The organism is Myxococcus sp. CA056 (assembly GCF_013336715.1).
Lineage (GTDB): Bacteria > Myxococcota > Myxococcia > Myxococcales > Myxococcaceae > Myxococcus > Myxococcus llanfairpwllgwyngyllgogerychwyrndrobwllllantysiliogogogochensis.
The window spans coordinates 236,278-254,006 of sequence record NZ_JABUMT010000005.1; the positions used below are offsets into that span (position 1 = coordinate 236,278).

Annotated in this window: 15 protein-coding genes; 11 read left to right on the top strand and 4 right to left on the bottom strand. The window is 66.9% G+C overall.

The window, feature by feature from the left end:
- Nucleotides 1-10: 10 nt before the first annotated feature.
- Nucleotides 11-223 (bottom strand): hypothetical protein, encoded by a 213-nt coding sequence (locus HUA76_RS23240; RefSeq protein ID WP_141645890.1) that lies wholly within the window; start codon nucleotides 221-223, stop codon nucleotides 11-13.
- Nucleotides 224-587: 364 nt separating this feature from the next.
- Between HUA76_RS23240 and HUA76_RS23245 the strand changes: the two genes are divergently transcribed.
- Nucleotides 588-2,255: a bifunctional 3-(3-hydroxy-phenyl)propionate/3-hydroxycinnamic acid hydroxylase gene (locus tag HUA76_RS23245; protein ID WP_217440066.1), complete on the top strand. Its 1,668-nt coding sequence runs from the start codon at nucleotides 588-590 to the stop codon at nucleotides 2,253-2,255.
- Between the two features lie 96 nt (nucleotides 2,256-2,351).
- Here HUA76_RS23245 and HUA76_RS23250 read toward each other — a convergent pair whose 3' ends face one another.
- Entirely contained in the window at nucleotides 2,352-3,101 is a 750-nt protein-coding gene (locus HUA76_RS23250) for a hypothetical protein (protein ID WP_141645892.1), read from the bottom strand.
- Between the two features lie 20 nt (nucleotides 3,102-3,121).
- On the bottom strand, nucleotides 3,122-5,266 hold the full coding sequence (locus HUA76_RS23255) for a hypothetical protein (protein ID WP_174462103.1): 2,145 nt from the start codon (nucleotides 5,264-5,266) through the stop codon (nucleotides 3,122-3,124).
- Between the two features lie 540 nt (nucleotides 5,267-5,806).
- Here HUA76_RS23255 and HUA76_RS23260 point away from each other — a divergent pair.
- From HUA76_RS23260 to sdhB, 5 genes are all read left to right on the top strand, one after another.
- The gene (locus tag HUA76_RS23260; protein ID WP_254614418.1) at nucleotides 5,807-6,226 is read left to right on the top strand and encodes a sensor histidine kinase; all 420 of its coding nucleotides are present in this window, start codon (nucleotides 5,807-5,809) and stop codon (nucleotides 6,224-6,226) included.
- Nucleotides 6,227-6,409: 183 nt separating this feature from the next.
- Entirely contained in the window at nucleotides 6,410-7,708 is a 1,299-nt protein-coding gene (gene icd, locus HUA76_RS23265) for an NADP-dependent isocitrate dehydrogenase (RefSeq protein WP_141645895.1), read from the top strand.
- Nucleotides 7,709-7,740: 32 nt separating this feature from the next.
- Nucleotides 7,741-8,685, top strand: a complete 945-nt coding sequence (gene mdh / locus HUA76_RS23270; RefSeq protein ID WP_141645896.1) for a malate dehydrogenase — start codon at nucleotides 7,741-7,743, stop codon at nucleotides 8,683-8,685.
- A gap of 222 nt (nucleotides 8,686-8,907) precedes the next feature.
- Nucleotides 8,908-10,785, top strand: coding sequence for a succinate dehydrogenase flavoprotein subunit (gene sdhA / locus HUA76_RS23275; RefSeq protein WP_174455550.1), 1,878 nt, complete (start codon nucleotides 8,908-8,910; stop codon nucleotides 10,783-10,785).
- Between the two features lie 80 nt (nucleotides 10,786-10,865).
- Nucleotides 10,866-11,672: a succinate dehydrogenase iron-sulfur subunit gene (sdhB, locus tag HUA76_RS23280; protein ID WP_141645897.1), complete on the top strand. Its 807-nt coding sequence runs from the start codon at nucleotides 10,866-10,868 to the stop codon at nucleotides 11,670-11,672.
- 378 nt (nucleotides 11,673-12,050) lie between these two features.
- Here the strand turns inward: sdhB and HUA76_RS23285 are convergent, their stop codons facing one another.
- Nucleotides 12,051-13,133: a S41 family peptidase gene (locus HUA76_RS23285; protein WP_174462105.1), complete on the bottom strand. Its 1,083-nt coding sequence runs from the start codon at nucleotides 13,131-13,133 to the stop codon at nucleotides 12,051-12,053.
- Nucleotides 13,134-13,454: 321 nt separating this feature from the next.
- On the opposite strand from HUA76_RS23285, the gene sucC reads away from it, so the two are divergent.
- From sucC to rpsP, 5 genes are all read left to right on the top strand, one after another.
- The gene (gene sucC / locus HUA76_RS23290; protein WP_141645899.1) at nucleotides 13,455-14,615 is read left to right on the top strand and encodes an ADP-forming succinate--CoA ligase subunit beta; all 1,161 of its coding nucleotides are present in this window, start codon (nucleotides 13,455-13,457) and stop codon (nucleotides 14,613-14,615) included.
- Nucleotides 14,616-14,655: 40 nt separating this feature from the next.
- A complete protein-coding gene (sucD, locus tag HUA76_RS23295) occupies nucleotides 14,656-15,552 on the top strand; it encodes a succinate--CoA ligase subunit alpha (protein ID WP_141645900.1) in 897 nt (298 codons plus the stop codon).
- A gap of 31 nt (nucleotides 15,553-15,583) precedes the next feature.
- Nucleotides 15,584-16,027, top strand: a complete 444-nt coding sequence (gene ndk, locus HUA76_RS23300; RefSeq protein ID WP_141645901.1) for a nucleoside-diphosphate kinase — start codon at nucleotides 15,584-15,586, stop codon at nucleotides 16,025-16,027.
- Nucleotides 16,028-16,232: 205 nt separating this feature from the next.
- Complete coding sequence (gene rlmN / locus HUA76_RS23305; RefSeq protein ID WP_174462106.1) at nucleotides 16,233-17,369, top strand: 23S rRNA (adenine(2503)-C(2))-methyltransferase RlmN; 1,137 nt, start codon at nucleotides 16,233-16,235, stop codon at nucleotides 17,367-17,369.
- An 89-nt stretch (nucleotides 17,370-17,458) separates the two neighbouring features.
- Nucleotides 17,459-17,722 carry a 30S ribosomal protein S16 gene (rpsP, locus tag HUA76_RS23310; protein WP_141645903.1) on the top strand — a complete coding sequence of 88 codons (264 nt, stop codon included), beginning with the start codon at nucleotides 17,459-17,461 and terminating at the stop codon, nucleotides 17,720-17,722.
- The last annotated feature ends 7 nt before the right edge of the window (nucleotides 17,723-17,729 follow it).

Genomic DNA, 17,729 nt, shown 5'->3' on the forward strand with positions numbered 1-17,729 from the left:
CATGCCCGAATCAGGACTCCGAGACCGGGTGGCCCCAGGGGTTGGTGCGAGGATACTCACGCAGCATCGCGCTCAGCCGGTACGCCGCCGCCACGGTGGCGCTGACGCGCACCCGGCGGGTCAGGGAGGCTCCACGGGCCGCCGCCGCGCCCAGCCGCGCGGCCTGCTGCGCGAGCTGTCGCTCCACCTCGGGGGACCAGCGGGAGAATTCGAGCCATTCCATCGGACTGCTCCTTCGCGAACTTCGCGTGAGGGGGAAGCGCCACCAAAGCATCCGTCGATCCCCGAAAGCACGACGCCGCGCGTTGCCCACGACGTCTGTGCTGCTTTCCCGACAGGGTCTCCGTCGCTACTCGACACTGCGATTTCATGCGGACGCAAATCTTGAAGCTCACGAGGAATGAGCACCCACTTGAGCCCACGACGGGAATCCGCCGGGTAGGGAGCACCCCTCGCTTGAAACGGAAAACATCCGGGAGTGATTGGAAATTCTGCCCGAGAGGTGAATCTCAAGCAGGCAAGGAATCCTCCCCCAGGCGTTCTTTGAACCAAGAGGCACTTGATAAATCCAAGGCCTGGCCTGGGGGATGAATCAAAGGCAGCTCAACAAGCACGACACCCGGAGGGCGGACGTGGCTCCTGAAACTGTTGATGTCATCATCGTGGGATGTGGACCGGTCGGAGCGATGGCAGCCAATCTGCTGGGGCTCCAAGGCGTGAAGACCCTGGTGGTGGAGAAGGAGCTGTCCGCGCATGGTCAGTCCCGCGCCATCAGCGTGGATGACGAGGCGCAGCGCATCTTCCAGTCCGCGGGGCTGGAGGGCGAGCTGGGGCCGGGCTTCCATCCGTGCCACACGCTGCGCTACCTCGATGACCGGCTGCGCTCGCTCGCGGAGGTGGACTTCGCGAACCTGGACCAGCCATTTGGCCACTACGTCGGCGCCTTCTTCCAGCAGCCTCGCATGGAGGCGGTGCTGCGCCGGGGCATGGCGCGCTTCGAGCACGTGGAGCTGTGGCAGGGCCGCGAGGTCGAGTCCTTCGTCCAGGACGGTGAGGGAATCACCGTGCGCGTGCGTGAGTGCGGCACCGAGAAGTCCGTGACGGTGAGGGCGCGCTACCTGCTGGCCTGTGATGGCTCCCACAGCACCATCCGCCGCAAGCTGGACCTGAAGCTGGAGGGCACCACCGCGCTGGAGCACTCACTGGCCATCACCGTGAGCACGGCGTCTCCAGAGCCCGACTACACCAGCTACCTGTGTGGCCCGAACCGGCGGGGGTTCATCGCGCGCACGGCGCGGGACGAGATGCGCTTCGACATCATCGTGGACCCGGGCGCGGACCTGGAGGCCGTGCGCCAGCCCGAGCATGTGCGCTCGCTCATCTCTCACTACGTCGACCCGGCGACGGTGACGATTCGCTCGGTCAACGTCCACTCGTACCACAGCCGGATCGTGGACCGCTGGCGGGTGGGGCGCGCCTTCCTGCTCGGAGACGCGGCGCACCTGATGCCGCCCTTCCTGGGACAGGGCCTGTGCGCGGGCTTTCGCGACGCGGCGAACGTGACGTGGAAGCTGGCGCGGGTGCTGGACGGCTCGGCGGATGACTCGCTGCTGGACACGTATGAGCACGAGCGGCGCGGCCATGTCTCGGAGGTCATCAAGAGCTCGGATGCGATGGGCCGGATGATGATGACGGGAGGCCAGGTGCTGGCGCGCGCGCGCAACGTGCTCATCCAGGTGCTCTACCGGCTGCCCGTCACGGGAGAGTTCATCCGCCAGTTCAAGGTGAAGCCCGCATTCGCGCTGGAAAAGGGCTTCATCCTCGGCACGCAGCGGGCGAAGGCCGCGCCTGAAGGCACCTACTTTCCGCAGCCGCGCGTGGAAGCCACGGAGGGGCAGCGGGTGTTGATGGACCACGTGCTCGGCGACGGCTTTGTCGTGCTGACGCGGCCCGGCGCCTCGCAGGACACGCAGCGCGAGGCGCGCGCGCTGGCGGCGGAGCTGGGCGCGCGGGCGTGGTCCGTGCTCTCCGCGGAGCGCATCGGCGAGCCTCCTCCGGACGCGTTCGTGGACACGGAAGGCCGGCTGGGCGCGTGGTTCTCACGGCACGACAAGGACGTGGTGGTGCTGCGTCCGGACCGGTACGTGTTCGGCACGGCCACGGGGCCTCGCCTCGACGGGCTTCGTCGCGCGCTGCGAGGTCTCATCCGTCCCCGGCCGCGGGGTGGCGCCTCGGAGGTTCGTCGGGCCGGGTAGGGGAGGGCGTGGAAAAAGTCGACGGGGCGCCCGGGCCGGAACATGGCCACAGGCGCCCCGGAGTCGGGCATGGCTGGACTTCCGCCCGACGGGACGTCAGGCCGCGGCGGCGGGCTTGAGCAGGCCCTGGGCGCGCTCGACACAGTCGCCCATGAAGCGCAGGTAGATGTCGAGCGCCAGGGCGCCCGTCTTGCCGATGACCTCGGCCTTCTCGGGCACCTGGGTCAGCAGCTTGCCCAGCATCACCTCGTTGAGGGCGGTGTGGCCCACGTCGATCTCCGCGTGCTCCTTGACGAAGGACATCGCCTCCATGATGTCCTCGCCACACACGCGCTTGGCCTGCTCCATCAGCCCGGGCGCGAAGACGACCGACAGGTTCTCGATTTCATATTCGATCGCGACCTGGGCGGCGGGCATGGGACCGACGATGGTGTCCTCGTGGATCTTCCGGTACTCCACCATAGCCTGCGTGGGCACCTGGTTCAGCAGCGCCGTCGCATCCAGCTGGGGACCGCGCTTGGCATTCCACCGGGCGACGAGGCTCTTGGTGTCCTCGATCATCATCAGGTGGTGGCCTTCCTCGTGCTTCGCGTGGGTGATGAGCTTCTCGCCCACGTCCTTGAGGCCCATCTTCACGGTGGCCTCGCCCGCGCGGCGGATCCATCCGTCCACCGGCTCCGTCATGTACACGCCCAGCGAGTTGAGCTGGATGAGGAAGCCTTCCACGAGCGCGGGGTCCACGTTCGGATCCAGCAACGTCTGGAGCGCGGGGGAGGACTTGAGGCGCTCGCGCACCTCGACCACGTGGGGAACATACTTCTGCTCCACGAGTTGCTTGTTGCTCATGTCTGAACCTCTAGGGCGTGTTAGCGAGGGTTGTGGGCGCCACGGCGCCCGATGGTCAGCTCACTGATGTGCTCGAGGAAGTCGGGAATCAGCTTGGAGGAGATGATCCACATGAATGGATCAGGCCCTCCGTGGATGCCGGCCTCCTGCACGTAATCCCCCCCCTCGTCCTCACACAGGAAGTGGAACGAGGTGCGGCGGCGCGCTGCGTACCAACGGCGCGCGGCGTCCACCAGGGCGACATAGGTGGACGGTCCTTCTTCGGTCAGTGAGAACAGGCGGGCCATGTCCAGCAGGCAGTACAGGTTCGTGCCCCGCTGACCCAGCTCCAGCACCGTCGCCGCCACGGGCACGCCGCCCCGCCGCGCGACCAGGATCTCTCGCTCACGCTCGAGACCGAATTCCTTCCAGCGCGCCTGCACCGGGCGCATGTCGATGCGCTCCCGCGTGAAGTCCAGCGCTTCCACGTAGCAGGCCGGGCGCGTGCGAGCGATGGAGTCCGCCAGCAGCGTCAGCTCTTGCGGCGTGGCGAGACCCACCTGGATGCCCTCGTGGCTGCGGCCCGTCTGCTCGTGGGTGAGCACGTCCAGCATGTGGACCTTGCGGGTGAAGGCCAGGCCCTGGCCCGTCTCCATCTGCCGCTCGGCGTAGCGCACGTGCGCCTTGGCGATCCACGGGTTGAGGGCCTCCACGTAGGCCACCACCCAGCGGAAGTCCGGGTCGCTCTGCGGGTGCTCGAACGTGCGCACGTACAGGTCGCGCATGATCTGCCCCGGCTCCTGCACGCTCGGCGGCGGCTTGCCGGGGCGCTTGGCGACCTGATGCCCCATCCACGCGTGGCGGTAGGGCTTCATGAAGGACAGCGTCGCCTCGGGCCCGCGCTCGGACGGCCACACCGCCTGGCAGAACAACTGCGGAATCTCCGCGCCGCGCTTCGCCATGCCGCGGAAGGCCAGCCGCAGCTCCTCGAACTCCTCGGTGGACTTGCCCGCCAGGCTGAAGAAGCCGGAGCGGGTGAACAAATCCCACAGCCCGTCCTCCATGTCCTCGCTGGTGCGAGTCGCGGGGGACGTCGTCTGCGACACGAAGCGCACCCAGCGCGCCTCGTCCACGGAGTAGGGCTGCACGCTCAGGCCGCACAGCACGTGGCCATCCGCGCGGGGGCTGGTGACGTAGCGGATCTCTCCGCGCAACGTCAGCGTCTGGCCCGCGCCCGTCTCCAGCTCGATGTGGGGCGGCAGCAGGCCGGGGAACATCAGGTCCTCCGGCTTGCAGCGGATGCACAGGCCGGAGAAGGACAGGTCCACCGCGTCGCGCGTCAACTCGCCCAGCTCGCGCCAGAGCGGGTGGTGGAAGCGCACGCTCGCGCCCGTGGGGGCGGGGACCCGGCGGTGCCAGCGATGACGGATGCGGGAAATGCGCGCGGGCATCGGCGTGAAGAGCCGATCTCCGTCCATGCCGCCCGCGTCCAGCCGCATGCGGTACGCGCTGTTGTAGCCGATGACGTCCACGTCGTAGGGCGCCTCGCCCCACTCGGCGACCGCCTCCTCCGTGCGCCACTCCAACTGGGCCGTCGCCGAGTTGAAGCGCTCCAGCACCATGCGCACCGAGCGGCCCATCCGTCGCAGCACGCCCTTGTTACCGGAGGCGCAGATGGCGGTGAGGATGGAGCGGATGCGCTCCGGCTGCTCGATGATGTCCTGCATCGGCATCGCGGAAGCAGCGGGCTCCGCCACGCCGTTGCGCAGGGCATCCGCGAGCATCGAGAGAATCTGCCGGCCCTGCTCCACGGTGACTCCCACGAGCTGCAGGCCCACGGGCGCGCTCGCCGTCTCGGAGTCGGTGCGGATGAACGCGCCCACCAGCGGACCAATCGTGACGCCAAGACCCTTGAGGAAGACGGGCAGGGTGGGCGCCTCGGCGTGATTCACGGGGCCGCGAGGCATCACCCAGACCACCGTGGGGCTCAACCGCGTCACCTCGCCAATGGTTCCTTCCAGCGAACCCAGCGAGCAGGTGATGGCGTTCGGCCCCCGGCCATGCAGCGAATAGCCCGAGTCATCCAGCGCGGCTTCCGCTGGCGGCAGCGGAATCACATTGATGAATGCGTCTCGGCTATCGAACTCGACCGTCCGCCGGTCGGAGAGCGGGTTTCCCCCTTCCATGTCCAGGAGCCCCCTTCTCCGGTAGTGAGGAACGCCTGATGCGGATGGCGAAGTTGCAAGCACAACAGTTCCTCCCTGCTCCAGCGGTGCTGCGGTGGGCGGCATTTCGCTATGGGTCCGTATCATACGGAGTCGACAGGAACAGTCAAATCGAATTTGTGCAGCCTTGCTGTTTTCGTCAAGGCGGGAATCTAGGTCACTGGGTCAACCGTGACAGGTCATTTCTCCAAGTTTCACGAACTGTATGCCCAGCACCCGACAACGCCACCGCCAAGATGTCGCGCAACTGTAATGTCACCAGTCAACCACGCTCTGAGTGCTTTCTCGTAGTGAAATGGAGCGAGTCGGATTGCTCCAGTAAACTCCGTCCGGCACGCCAACCAGATGAGGTGAGCGATGAGCGCGGCACGGGATTGGGTGGGCAGGACTTTGGGTGAAGCAGGGGACGGTGTCGGACACCCTGCGCGCGCCCCTCGTCTGGAGTCGGTGGAGGGGCCAGACTTCCACCAGGTGGATGTGGCGGCGCTCATACGTGAATCCATGGAATTGCTGGAAGCCGCGCGAAGAATCCACGGCATCGCGGTGAACCTGGAACTTCCGGATGAAGCCGTGCTGACCCGCACGGGGCTGCGACGTACACGGCAGGTGTTGTTGTTGTTGCTGGCCCACGCCGCCGACCTTGCCGGGGAAAGCGGGGTTCGCGTGTCATTGGATCCACCCGATGACTTTGGAGACGAGGGGCCTCGCTTCCAGGTGGTGACGCCGGATGCGCACCTCTCCGAGCGGGAGCTCCGGGCCGTCTTCCTGTCGCCCATGTTGGTGGGGCCCACCCACCGGCGGCTGGCGCGCGCCCGGGAGCTGGTGGAGTCCGTGGGCGGCACCTTGGATGTGGTGCGCGGCGCGGAGTCGGGGCTCACTGTGACGGTGGAGCTGCCCGCGCCGGGCCTGGCCTGCTGGTAGTCCGGCCGGCGAGGACATCGAGCGCTCGGGGGCGCGCGGGAGGGTCGTCCTCTCGTGCCGCGCCGCTGGGTCCGATAAGTCCTGCAACCTGGAGGGGTGGCCAAACTCCTTGACGGGAGGGGGGCGGGTTCTCGACTATCCCGCGCCAATTCTTACACGGCCACACCTTCCAGGAGTACGTCCATGGCGCCCCCGTCGTCCGGCGAGAAGATCACCCTCCAGAACGGCAAGCTGTCCGTCCCGGATCACCCGATCATCCCTTACATCGAGGGCGACGGCACTGGCCGCGACATCTGGCGCGCCTCCCAGGCCGTCTTCGACGCCGCGGTGGAGAAGGCCTACAAGGGCAAGAAGAAGATCGCCTGGTACGAGGTGCTCGCCGGCGAGAAGTCCTTCAAGGCGGTCAACAACTGGCTGCCCGATGAGACCGTCGAAGCCTTCCGCACCTATCTGGTCGGCATCAAGGGCCCGTTGACGACGCCGGTGGGCGGCGGCATCCGCTCGCTGAACGTGGCGCTGCGCCAGATGCTGGACCTGTACGTCTGCCTGCGTCCCGTACGTTACTTCAAGGGCGTGCCCAGCCCGGTGAAGACGCCGGACAAGGTGGACATGACCATCTTCCGTGAGAACACGGAGGACATCTACACGGGCATCGAGTTCGAGGCCGGCACCCCGGCGGCGGACAAGTTCCTGGCCCTGCTGAAGCAGGAGTTCCCGAAGGAGTTCGGGAAGATCCGCTTCCCCTCCGACGTCGGCATCGGCCTGAAGCCGGTGTCCCACGAGGGCAGCGATCGGCTCATCCGCGCGGCCATCCAGTACGCGGTGGACCACAAGCGCAAGAGCGTGACGCTGGTCCACAAGGGCAACATCATGAAGTTCACCGAGGGCGCCTTCCGCAAGTGGGGCTACGAGCTGGCCGCCCGGGAGTTCGGTGACAAGGTCTACACCTGGGACCAGTGGGAAGTGACGAAGGCCGCCAAGGGTGAGGACGCGGCCAACGCGGAGCAGAAGGCCGCCGTCGCAGCCGGGAAGATCATCATCAAGGACTCCATCGCGGACATCACCCTGCAGCAGGTGCTCACGCGTCCCGACGAGTTCGACGTCATCGCCACGCTGAACCTCAACGGCGACTACCTGTCGGACGCGCTCGCGGCCCAGGTGGGCGGCATCGGCATCGCCCCGGGCGGCAACATCAACTACGTCACCGGCCACGCCGTCTTCGAGGCGACGCACGGCACGGCGCCCAAGTACGCGGACCAGGACAAGGTGAACCCCGGCTCCGTCATCCTCTCCGGTGAGATGATGTTCCGGCACCTGGGCTGGCACGAGGCCGCGGACCTGATGATCCAGGGCATGGACCGCGCCATCGCCGCCAAGACGGTGACCTACGACTTCGCCCGCCTGATGAAGCAGGAAGGGCAGTCTGGCGTGAACGAGGTGAAGTGCTCCGAGTTCGGTCAGGCCATCATCAAGCACATGTAGTCCCCTCACGGGGAATGGGAGACGGCGAATCCATGGCTCAGAATCGCAAGAAGAAGATTGGCCTCATCGGCGGCGGGCAGATCGGCGGCAACCTCGCGCTGCTGGCGGTGCAGAAGTCGCTGGGTGACGTGTTCCTGTACGACATCCCGGTGGCCGAAGGTCTGGTCAAGGGCAAGGCGCTGGACATCAACCAGCTCGCGGCGGTGGATGGCTACGACTGTCGCGTCACCGGCACCACGGACTGGAAGGACGTCGCTGGCTCGGACGTGATCATCATCACGGCCGGCATGCCCCGCAAGCCGGGCATGAGCCGCGAGGATCTGCTCGAGATCAACCTCAAGATCATGAAGGACGTGGCTGCCAACATCAAGCAGCACGCCCCGGGCGCGTTCGTCATCAACGTGGCGAACCCGCTGGACGCGATGGTGTTCGCGCTCCACAAGATCGCGGAGCTGCCGGACAACATGGTGGTGGGCATGGCGGGCGTGCTGGATACCAGCCGCTTCAAGTGCTTCGTGGCGGAGGCCCTCGGCTGCTCCATCCGTGACGTGGAGGCGCTGGTGCTTGGCGGCCACGGCGACGACATGGTGCCCCTGGTGCGTCACAGCACCGTGGGCGGCGTGCCCCTCACGGAGCTCATCGCGAAGGACAAGCTGGACGCCATCGTCAAGCGCACCCGCGAGGGCGGCGCGGAGCTGGTCGGCCTGTACAAGACGGGCAGCGCCTACTTCGGGCCCGCGGCCTCCTCCATCGCCATGGCGGAGAGCTTCATCTTCGACCGCAAGCGCATCCTGCCGGGCGCGGCGCTGCTGAAGGGCCAGTACGGCATCAGCGACTACTTCTTCGGCGCTCCCATCCAGATCGGCGCGGGCGGCATCGAGAAGATCATCACCGTGGACCTCAACGAGGCCGAGAAGGCCGAGCTGGCGAAGTCCTTCCAGTCGGTGAAGAAGACGGTCGACTCCGTCAAGCTGTAGTCCGTTCCAGTCGTGGAGCCCGCCGGAAGCAGTCGGCGGGCTTCGCGCCTGATGCCGCGGATGACGCGGGCTTATCGTTTTCGACGCCGCCGTTGCGGCGCGGTTCCGCCAAGTTAACTAGCCTGTAGAACTCGCACGGGGATGTCCGGAGCGTGGCGCGCCGAAACGGCGAGCCGGCTGACGGCAGGCGTGTCCGATGTCCCGGCAGTCAAGGAGACGATGATGGCAGCAGCAGCGCGGTTCACAGTGGTGGGCGGCGGTCTCGCCGGGCTGATGACGACGATCAAGCTCGCGGAGGCGGGCCACCAGGTGGATGTGCTCTCGCTCGTCCCGGTGAAGCGCTCGCACTCGGTCTGCGCCCAGGGTGGCATCAACGGCGCGGTGAACACCAAGGGCGAGGGCGACAGCCCGGAGATCCACGTCAAGGACACGCTGCGCGGCGGCGACTTCCTGGCCGAGCAGATCTCCGTGAAGGGCATGTGCTACGCGGCCCCCGGTATCATCTACCTGCTGGACCGCATGGGCGTGACGTTCAACCGCACGCCGGAAGGCCTGCTGGACTTCCGCCGCTTCGGCGGCACGCTGCACCACCGCACCGCCTTCGCCGGCGCGACGACGGGCCAGCAGCTGCTCTACGCGCTGGACGAGCAGGTCCGCCGCTATGAGGCCGAGGGCAAGGTCACCAAGTACGAGTACTGGGAGTGGCTCGGCACGGTGAAGGACGAGGGTGGCCGCTGCATCGGCAGCGTGGCCGTGGACCTTCGCACCATGGAGATCCGCACCTTCCCGGCGGAGGCCGTGTGTCTGGCCACGGGCGGCCCTGGCATCGTGTTCGGCCGGTCCACCAACTCCATCATCAATACCGGCACCGCCGCGGGTCGCGCCTACATGGAGGGCGCCATCTACGCGAACGGTGAGTTCATCCAGGTGCATCCGACGTCGATTCCGGGCGAGGACAAGCTGCGCCTGATGAGCGAGTCGGTGCGCGGCGAGGGTGGCCGCGTCTGGGTGCCTCGGAAGAAGGGCGACACGCGCGGGCCCCGGGACATCCCGGAGAGCGAGCGCTGGTACTTCCTCGAGGAGAAGTACCCCAAGTACAAGAACCTGGTCCCCCGCGATGTGGCCACGCGGGAGATCTTCATCGTCTGCCGCGACCTGGGCATGGGCATCGGGGGCAGGGACGGCGTGTACCTGGATGTGACGCACATCCCGGCCAAGACGCTGGACGCCAAGATCAAGGGCGTCATGGAGATCTACGAGAAGTTCGTCGGTGACGACCCGCGCGTCACGCCGATGGTCATCTTCCCGGGCATGCACTACTCGATGGGCGGCCTGTACGTTCAGTTCGAGGCGGACTCGAAGACGCTGACGCCGCTGGAGGGCAGCCCGAAGAACCAGTCCACCAACATCCCGGGCCTCTACGCCGCGGGCGAGGCGGACTACGCGTTCCACGGTGGCAACCGCCTGGGCGCCAACTCGCTGCTCTCCTGCATCTACTCGGGGATGATCGGCGGCCCGGCCATGGCGTCCTTCGCCAAGAGCAACACGACGAGCGCGGCGGCCATGCCGGAGAAGTACTTCCAGGATGCGAAGCGCTACTGGGAGGACCGGTTCGGGACCATCAAGAAGATGGCCGGCGCGGAGAATCCCTACGGTCTGAGCCAGGAGCTGGGCGACGTGATGACGGAGAACTGCACCGTCGTCCGCTACAACGACCGGCTGAAGAAGACGGTGGACAAGATCCGCGAGCTGAAGAGCCGTTGGAAGAACGTCAACGTCCTGGACACGGGCAACTCGTCCAACCGGTCGTTGTCGTACACCAACCAGCTCTGGAACATGCTGGAGCTGGGCGAGGTCATCGCCACCAGCGCGCTCTTGCGCGACGAGAGCCGTGGCGCGCACTACAAGCCGGACTTCTCGCTGCCCGAGCCGAAGACGAAGGACCCCAACGACGATCCCGCGTGGATGGCGCTGTGGCAGGCGCGCCATGACAGGTGGGCGAAGACGACCATCGCGAAGTACGCGGAAGAGGGGCCGAACATCTCCTATGAGGACGTCCCGACGCCGGTGCTGAAGCCCGAGCCGCGCTGGTACGCGTAAGGCACCGGGGAACTTTCTGGGTGGGCCCGCGTGAGAGCGCGGGTCCCCGTAACTGACTTGGAAGTGAAGGGTCGAGCCACATGGACACCGCACAGGCAGGCGCCGTCAGCACCCAATCCATCTCCTTCCGAATCTGGCGGCAGGACGCTCCGGACCAGCCGGGCCGCTACGAGGAGTTCAAGGTTCCCTATCGCAAGGGCGCCAACGTCATCTCGTGCCTGATGGAGATCCAGCGCAACCCCGTCACGGTGGAGGGCAAGCGCGTGCCCCCCGTGGTGTGGGACGCCGCGTGTCTCGAAGAGGTCTGCGGCAGCTGCGCCATCAACATCAATGGGCGGGTGCGCATGGCGTGCTCGGCGCTCATCGACAAGCTGGAGCAGCCGATCACCCTGGAGCCCATGAGCAAGTTCCCCGTGGTCCGGGACCTGGCCGTGGACCGCAGCCGGATGTTCGAGGCGCTCAAGCGGGTGAAGGGCTGGATTCCCACGGACGGTACCCACAACCTGGGGCCGGGCCCGCGCCAGTCGCCCGTGGACCAGTCGACGATGTACGTGCTCTCCACGTGCATTACGTGTGGAAGCTGCCTGGAGGCGTGCCCCCAGGTGACCATGGACAACGACTTCGTCGGCGCGGCGGCCATCAGCCAGGCCCGCCTGTTCAACATGAACCCGACGGGCAAGTTGAACTCCGAGGAGCGCGTGCGTTCGCTCATGGGGCCCGGCGGCGTGCAGGACTGCGGCAAGGCGCAGAACTGCGTGAAGGTCTGCCCGAAGGAGATTCCGCTCACCACCTCCATCGCGATGATGAACCGTCAGGTGACCAAGCTGGTCATCAAGGACCTCTTCTCGCAGGAAGAGGAGAAGAAGGGTCACAGCGGTCCGGGGTGACGGGGCTGTTGTTCCCGTGAAGGCCAAGCGGCCTCATGCGTGTGTCCCTGGGACACGGCATGGGGCCGTTGCCGTTGATGCGCATGGCATGGAGAGGTGCGTGCTTCGCGTGGCGGTCCACGGTTTTCGGGCGGTGCGAAGCTCCGCGAGTTGCTCGGGCTCAGCGTGGAGGGCCGAGGTTCTTCCGTGCGGACTGGAGTGCCGCGCGTCGCCAGGGCTCAGCGTGGCGAATCGAGGCCCTTCCGCGCGGACTGGAGTGCCGCGCGTCGCCAGGGCTCAGCGTGGCGAATCGAGGCTGGATCTCCGCGAGTCGCTCGGGCGCAGCGTGGCGGGTCGAGGTTCTTCCTCGCGGACTGGACCTCCGCGCGTCGCCAGGGCTCAGCGTGGCGAATCGAGGCTCTTCCGCGCGGACTGGATCTCCGCGAGTCGCTCGGGCTCCGAGGCCTGCTTCACGAGGGTGTCGAGCGCGGCGGCATACGCCATGCGCAGCGCCTCCGAGGCAGGCACGGCCACGTCTGGAGTCACCCCGGTGCCTTCCCAGTTCGCCCGAGTCACGGCGTGGACGGTGCGCCCCATGGGGACACCGACGAGGAAGTGCTCGTCCACGGGAAGCACCACGCCCGTGTTGGCACCGCCGCGCGTCTTCTCACCGACCACCCGCGCGCGCTTGCGCGCCTGGAGGTCATACGCGAACAGCTCCGCCGAGGAGAACGTGTCCTTGTCCGTGAGGAGGTAGACCTCCTTGTCTCCGTAGCGTCCCGCCAGGAGCTCCGTCGGAGTGTGGAGCGACGTCGTCTCCCGGCCTCTCCACACCGTGTCACGCACGTGGACGGGCGCGGGCAGGAGCCATGCGAGGTACTGGGCCACCAGGGTGGAATCGCCGCCGCCATTGCCGCGCAGATCCACGATGAGCGCGTCCGTGGAGGACAGCAGGGTCATCGCCGCCGCCGTGGCATCACGCGCGAGCTTCTCGTCGGGGAAGCGGGAGAGTCGAAGGTAGCCGACATTGCCTTCCAACCGCTCCACCCGAGTGATGCCCCGCGCGTCGAACCGCGCCTGCCGCGCGTGAATCGCCTCGCGCTCGGCGCGCCACGCTTCGATGTGCGCCGGTGCGGGCTCCCAGGGAAGGGGAACGTTCGTCGGCACGGGCCTCGCGCTGTGGATGACCACGAAGTGCGCGTCCTGTCCGGCTTGCTCGAGGTGCACGGTGAGGACCTCCGCGAACCGCTCCGGGTCGGTGATGGCGTCATAGTCCCCGCGCTTCAATCTCGCGCGCAGCAGTCGGTGCGCCAGCTCTCCCAGCTCCGGAGAGTGATGCCTCGCGCGGACCTGCACGAGCACCGCCTCGATGATCCGCGTGCGCTCCGTGGCGTTGAGCACCGGCGGCTTCGCGGGCGCGGACGCAAGGGCAGGGGACGCGAGCAGTGCCACGGCGACGAGGTGCCACGGGCGCAAGCACATGGGGCGAAGGCTCCTGGAGGGAACACGTCACGGCTGCGACACGGAACGCGTGGCGACCCGGGTCATACCGTCCCCGGGCCTGGCTCCCTGGTCGTGGGGCTTCGTGCGTGCTCGGGCCTTGTTGCTCCGTTGCTCGGAGTTCGGACGCGGTGAAGGCGTCCTCATCTACCCGGACATTCCTGGTTATCAGCTGTCCACAGCCTGCCGCACCGCGGTGTGTGCCGGGTCAAACGGCCTTGCCATCCGTCGGTTTCTGCGCAATGAGGGCCACGCGCTGACGCCTGTAAGGGGTCGTCCCCCTCGTCTCCACATGGAGCCTCGATGAAGATCCACGAGTACCAGGGCAAGGAAATCTTCCGGAAGTACGGTGTGCCCACGCCGAAGGGAATTCTCGCCCTCTCGCCGAATGACGCGGAGGCCGCTGCCAAGGAGCTGGCCACGCCGGTCGTCGTGGTGAAGGCCCAGATCCATGCCGGTGGCCGAGGCAAGGGCGGCGGCGTGAAGCTGGCCAAGAGCCCCGCCGAGGCGAAGGAACTCGCCAAGCAGATGCTTGGCATGATGCTGAAGACCATCCAGACCGGGCCGGAAGGCACGAAGGTCCACAAGGTCTACATCGAAGAAGGTCTCGCCATCGGCCAGGAGCTGTACCTGGGCGTGACGCTGGACCGCGTCACCAGCCGCGTCACCTTCATGGCGTCCCGCGAGGGCGGCGTGGAGATTGAAGAAGTGGCGGAGAAGCACCCCGAGAAGATCCTCCGCGAGACGGTGGACCCGGCGGTGGGCTTCCTGGACTTCCAGGGCCGCAACCTGGCCTTCGGGCTGGGCCTGTCGGGCCCCACGGTGAACAAGTTCGCCCAGTTCTGCACCGCGCTCTACCGGATGTTCATCGAGACGGATGCGTCCCTGGTGGAGATCAACCCGCTGGTCATCCTGAAGGATGGCGGCGTGGTGGCGCTGGACGCGAAGGTGACGTTCGACGAGAACGCCATCTACCGCCACAAGGACCTGCTGGCGTACCGGGACCTGGCGGAAGAGGACGCGCGTGAGACGCAGGCCAAGGAGTGGGATCTGGCCTACATCGCGCTCGAGGGAAACATCGGCTGCATGGTGAACGGCGCGGGTCTGGCCATGGCCACCATGGACACCATCAAGCTGGTGGGCGGCTCGCCGGCCAACTTCCTGGACGTGGGCGGCGGCGCGAGCAAGGAGAAGGTGACGGCGGCCTTCAAGCTCATCCTGGCCGACCCCGCGGTGAAGGCTGTGCTGGTCAACATCTTCGGCGGCATCATGAAGTGCGATGTCATCGCGGACGGCATCATCGCCGCGGCCAAGGAAGTTCAGCTCAAAGTGCCCCTCATCGTTCGCCTGGAAGGCACCAACGTGGAGCAGGGCAAGGAACTGCTGCGCAACTCCGGCCTCGCCATCACCCCGGCGGACAACCTGCGTCAGGCGGCCGAGAAGGCCGTCGCCGCGCTGAAGTAGTCCGCGCGCTTCATCGCCCACACTTTTTTGAAGGAGCGCCATGAGCATCCTCGTCAACGAAAACACGAAGGTCCTCTGCCAGGGCATCACCGGCTCGGCGGGCTCGTTCCACTCGAAGCAGATGTTGGAGTACGGCACGAAGCTCGTTGGCGGTGTCACGCCGGGCAAGGGCGGCACCAGCTTCGAGGGCAAGGTTCCCGTGTTCAACACGGTCGCCGACGCCGTGAAGCAGACGGGCGCGAACACGTCCGTCATCTTCGTCCCGCCCCCGTTCGCCGCGGACTCCATCATGGAGGCCGCTGACGCGGGCGTGTCCCTCATCATCACGATCACCGAAGGCATCCCGGTCCTCGACATGGTGCGCGCCAAGCGCTACCTGCAGGGCAAGCCGGGCGTGCGCCTCATCGGTCCGAACTGCCCGGGTGTCATCACCCCCGGCGCCAAGTGCAAGATCGGCATCATGCCGGGCCACATCCACAAGCCGGGCCGCATCGGCGTGGTGTCGCGCTCTGGCACGCTGACGTACGAGGCCGTGCACCAGCTCACGCAGCTGGGCCTGGGCCAGTCGACGGCGGTGGGCATCGGCGGAGACCCGGTCAACGGCACGGACTTCGTGGACGTGCTCAAGCTGTTCAACGCGGATCCGGACACGGACGCGGTGATCATGATTGGTGAAATCGGCGGCAGCGCCGAGGAGCTGGGCGCGGAGTACGTCGCTCGCGAGTTCACCAAGCCCATCGCCGGGTTCATCGCCGGCCAGTCGGCGCCTCCGGGCAAGCGCATGGGCCACGCGGGCGCCATCATCTCCGGCGGCAAGGGCACGGCGACGGAGAAGATCAAGGCGATGGAGGCCGCGGGAATCGTGATGGCCGCCAGCCCCGCCGAGCTGGGCACCACCCTCCAGGAGGCCGTGAAGCGCGGCCCCAAGAAGCGCTAACACCCCTCAGGGGCACAAGGAGCCAGTCAAAATGGCCATCGAGCGTACGCTGTCCATCATCAAGCCGGACGGTCTGCAGAAGGGCGTCATCGGGAAGATCATCAGCCGCTTCGAGGAGAAGGGTCTGAAGCCGGTCGCCATCCGGCTCCAGCAGCTCTCCCAGAAGGAGGCCGAGGGCTTCTACGCGGTCCACAAGGCCCGGCCCTTCTTCAAGGACCTGGTGCAGTTCATGATCTCCGGCCCCGTGGTCCTGATGGTGCTGGAGGGCGAGAACGCCGTCCTGGGCAACCGCGACATCATGGGCGCCACCAACCCCGCGCAGGCGGCCGAGGGCACCATCCGCAAGGACTTCGCCACCAGCATCGACCAGAACACGGTGCACGGCTCCGACAGCCTGGAGAACGCGAAGAACGAGATCGCGTACTTCTTCCGCGAGACGGAAGTCCAGCCGTACGAGTACACCGCCAAGAAGTAGGCGGCAGGCCCCGGAAGGGGCCTCTGACTGACGGCCCGGTGTCGGCACCCGCGAGGGGCTGGCCCGGGCCGTTGGCCTTCCAGCGGGGCAGGGGAGGGGTGCTCATGCCTGGAGCAGGACTCAGGGGGCGTGCGCTCCTTTGACTTGTCGTGCCCAGGTGTGGGAAGGGACGCCCCGGGCCTTACCGTTCAATAGCGCGACGACGATGACCGAGACCTCCGCCACCCCCTCTCTTCCTGTCACGGAGCCACTGCCGGCGCCCGCGCCCGCGAAGCTCGTGGACGTGGCCAGCCTGTCGCTGGAGGCGCTCACCCGCTTCGTCACCGAGCAACTGGGCGAGCGCGCCTTCCGTGCCCCCCAGGTCTACCGCTGGCTGCATCAGCGCGGTGTCACGTCGTTCGACGAGATGACGGACCTGTCCAAGGTCCTGCGCGAGAAGCTGAGGGTCGCCGCGGAGATCGTCCCGCTGGTGAAGGACCTGGAGCAGCGCAGCATCGACGGCACCATCAAGTACCGGTGGAAGACGCGGGACGGGCGCTACATCGAGTCCGTCTACATGCCCTCCGAGGACCGCAGGACGCTGTGCGTGTCCACCCAGGTGGGCTGCGCCATGGCCTGTGGCTTCTGCATGACGGGCACCATGGGCCTCAAGCGCAACCTGACGCCCAGCGAGATTGTCGCCCAGGTCCACGCGGTGAACCGCGAGGTCCGCAAGAACGAGGGCCACGAGACGCTGCGCCCGCTCTCCAACCTCGTGTTCATGGGCATGGGCGAGCCGCTCCACAACTTTGAAAACCTGAAGACGGCGCTCTCCATCCTCCAGTCCGAGGACGGGCCGAACTTCAGCCACCGCCACATCACCGTCTCCACCGTCGGCCTCGTTCCCATGATCGAGCGCTTCGGCCAGGAGACGGACGTGAAGCTGGCCATCTCCCTCAACGCCAGCACCGACGAGCAGCGCAGCAAGACGATGCCCGTCAACCGCAAGTGGAATATCGCCGCGCTGCTGGATGCGTGTCGCAAGTTCCCGCTGCGCCAGGGACGCCGCATCACCTTCGAATACGTCCTCATCCAGGGCTTCAACGACAGCGATGAGGACGCGCACCGCCTCATCCAGCTGCTCAAGGGAATTCCGGCGAAGGTCAACCTGATTCCCTACAACGAGAACCCGGGTCTGGGGTTCCAGACCACCGCGGAAGAGCGGGCGGAAGAGTTCCGGGCCATCCTGTCGGATGGTCACGTGTCCGCCTACATCCGCAAGAACCGGGGCCGGGACATCGCTGGAGCCTGCGGGCAGCTCGCCAATCGTGGTGAGTCGTCCGCAGCCGAAAGCACGACATAAAGTCCCGAGCTTCCTTGACAATCCGGCGGGTGCGGCGTTAAGAGCGCCACCCCGTTTCCATCGTCGTAACCTGTTCGCTGGAGTACTCCATGGCCGTCGTCCTCCGTCTTGCCCGCGCGGGCGCCAAGAAGAAGCCCTACTACCACGTGGTCGCCACCGACTCCCGCAACCCGCGGGATGGCAAGTTCATCGAGGCCGTTGGCGCGTACGACCCGAACATCACCCCCCCGAAGGTGGAGTTCAACGAGGAGCGGCTGAACTACTGGCTGAAGACGGGCGCGACGCCGTCGGAGACCGTGGCGGACCTCATCAAGGTCGCCGCGAAGGCTCCCAAGTCCACCCCCGCGGCTTGATCCGCGA

What these genes read in the sequence shown, in the direction of transcription:
- HUA76_RS23240 (WP_141645890.1), bottom strand. Translation starts at nt 223, where the DNA reads ATGGAATGGCTCGAATTCTCCCGCTGGTCCCCCGAGGTGGAGCGACAG.
- HUA76_RS23245 (WP_217440066.1), top strand. Translation starts at nt 588, where the DNA reads ATGAATCAAAGGCAGCTCAACAAGCACGACACCCGGAGGGCGGACGTG.
- HUA76_RS23250 (WP_141645892.1), bottom strand. Translation starts at nt 3,101, where the DNA reads ATGAGCAACAAGCAACTCGTGGAGCAGAAGTATGTTCCCCACGTGGTC.
- HUA76_RS23255 (WP_174462103.1), bottom strand. Translation starts at nt 5,266, where the DNA reads ATGGAAGGGGGAAACCCGCTCTCCGACCGGCGGACGGTCGAGTTCGAT.
- HUA76_RS23260 (WP_254614418.1), top strand. Translation starts at nt 5,807, where the DNA reads ATGGAATTGCTGGAAGCCGCGCGAAGAATCCACGGCATCGCGGTGAAC.
- icd (WP_141645895.1), top strand. Translation starts at nt 6,410, where the DNA reads ATGGCGCCCCCGTCGTCCGGCGAGAAGATCACCCTCCAGAACGGCAAG.
- mdh (WP_141645896.1), top strand. Translation starts at nt 7,741, where the DNA reads ATGGCTCAGAATCGCAAGAAGAAGATTGGCCTCATCGGCGGCGGGCAG.
- sdhA (WP_174455550.1), top strand. Translation starts at nt 8,908, where the DNA reads ATGGCAGCAGCAGCGCGGTTCACAGTGGTGGGCGGCGGTCTCGCCGGG.
- sdhB (WP_141645897.1), top strand. Translation starts at nt 10,866, where the DNA reads ATGGACACCGCACAGGCAGGCGCCGTCAGCACCCAATCCATCTCCTTC.
- HUA76_RS23285 (WP_174462105.1), bottom strand. Translation starts at nt 13,133, where the DNA reads ATGTGCTTGCGCCCGTGGCACCTCGTCGCCGTGGCACTGCTCGCGTCC.
- sucC (WP_141645899.1), top strand. Translation starts at nt 13,455, where the DNA reads ATGAAGATCCACGAGTACCAGGGCAAGGAAATCTTCCGGAAGTACGGT.
- sucD (WP_141645900.1), top strand. Translation starts at nt 14,656, where the DNA reads ATGAGCATCCTCGTCAACGAAAACACGAAGGTCCTCTGCCAGGGCATC.
- ndk (WP_141645901.1), top strand. Translation starts at nt 15,584, where the DNA reads ATGGCCATCGAGCGTACGCTGTCCATCATCAAGCCGGACGGTCTGCAG.
- rlmN (WP_174462106.1), top strand. Translation starts at nt 16,233, where the DNA reads ATGACCGAGACCTCCGCCACCCCCTCTCTTCCTGTCACGGAGCCACTG.
- rpsP (WP_141645903.1), top strand. Translation starts at nt 17,459, where the DNA reads ATGGCCGTCGTCCTCCGTCTTGCCCGCGCGGGCGCCAAGAAGAAGCCC.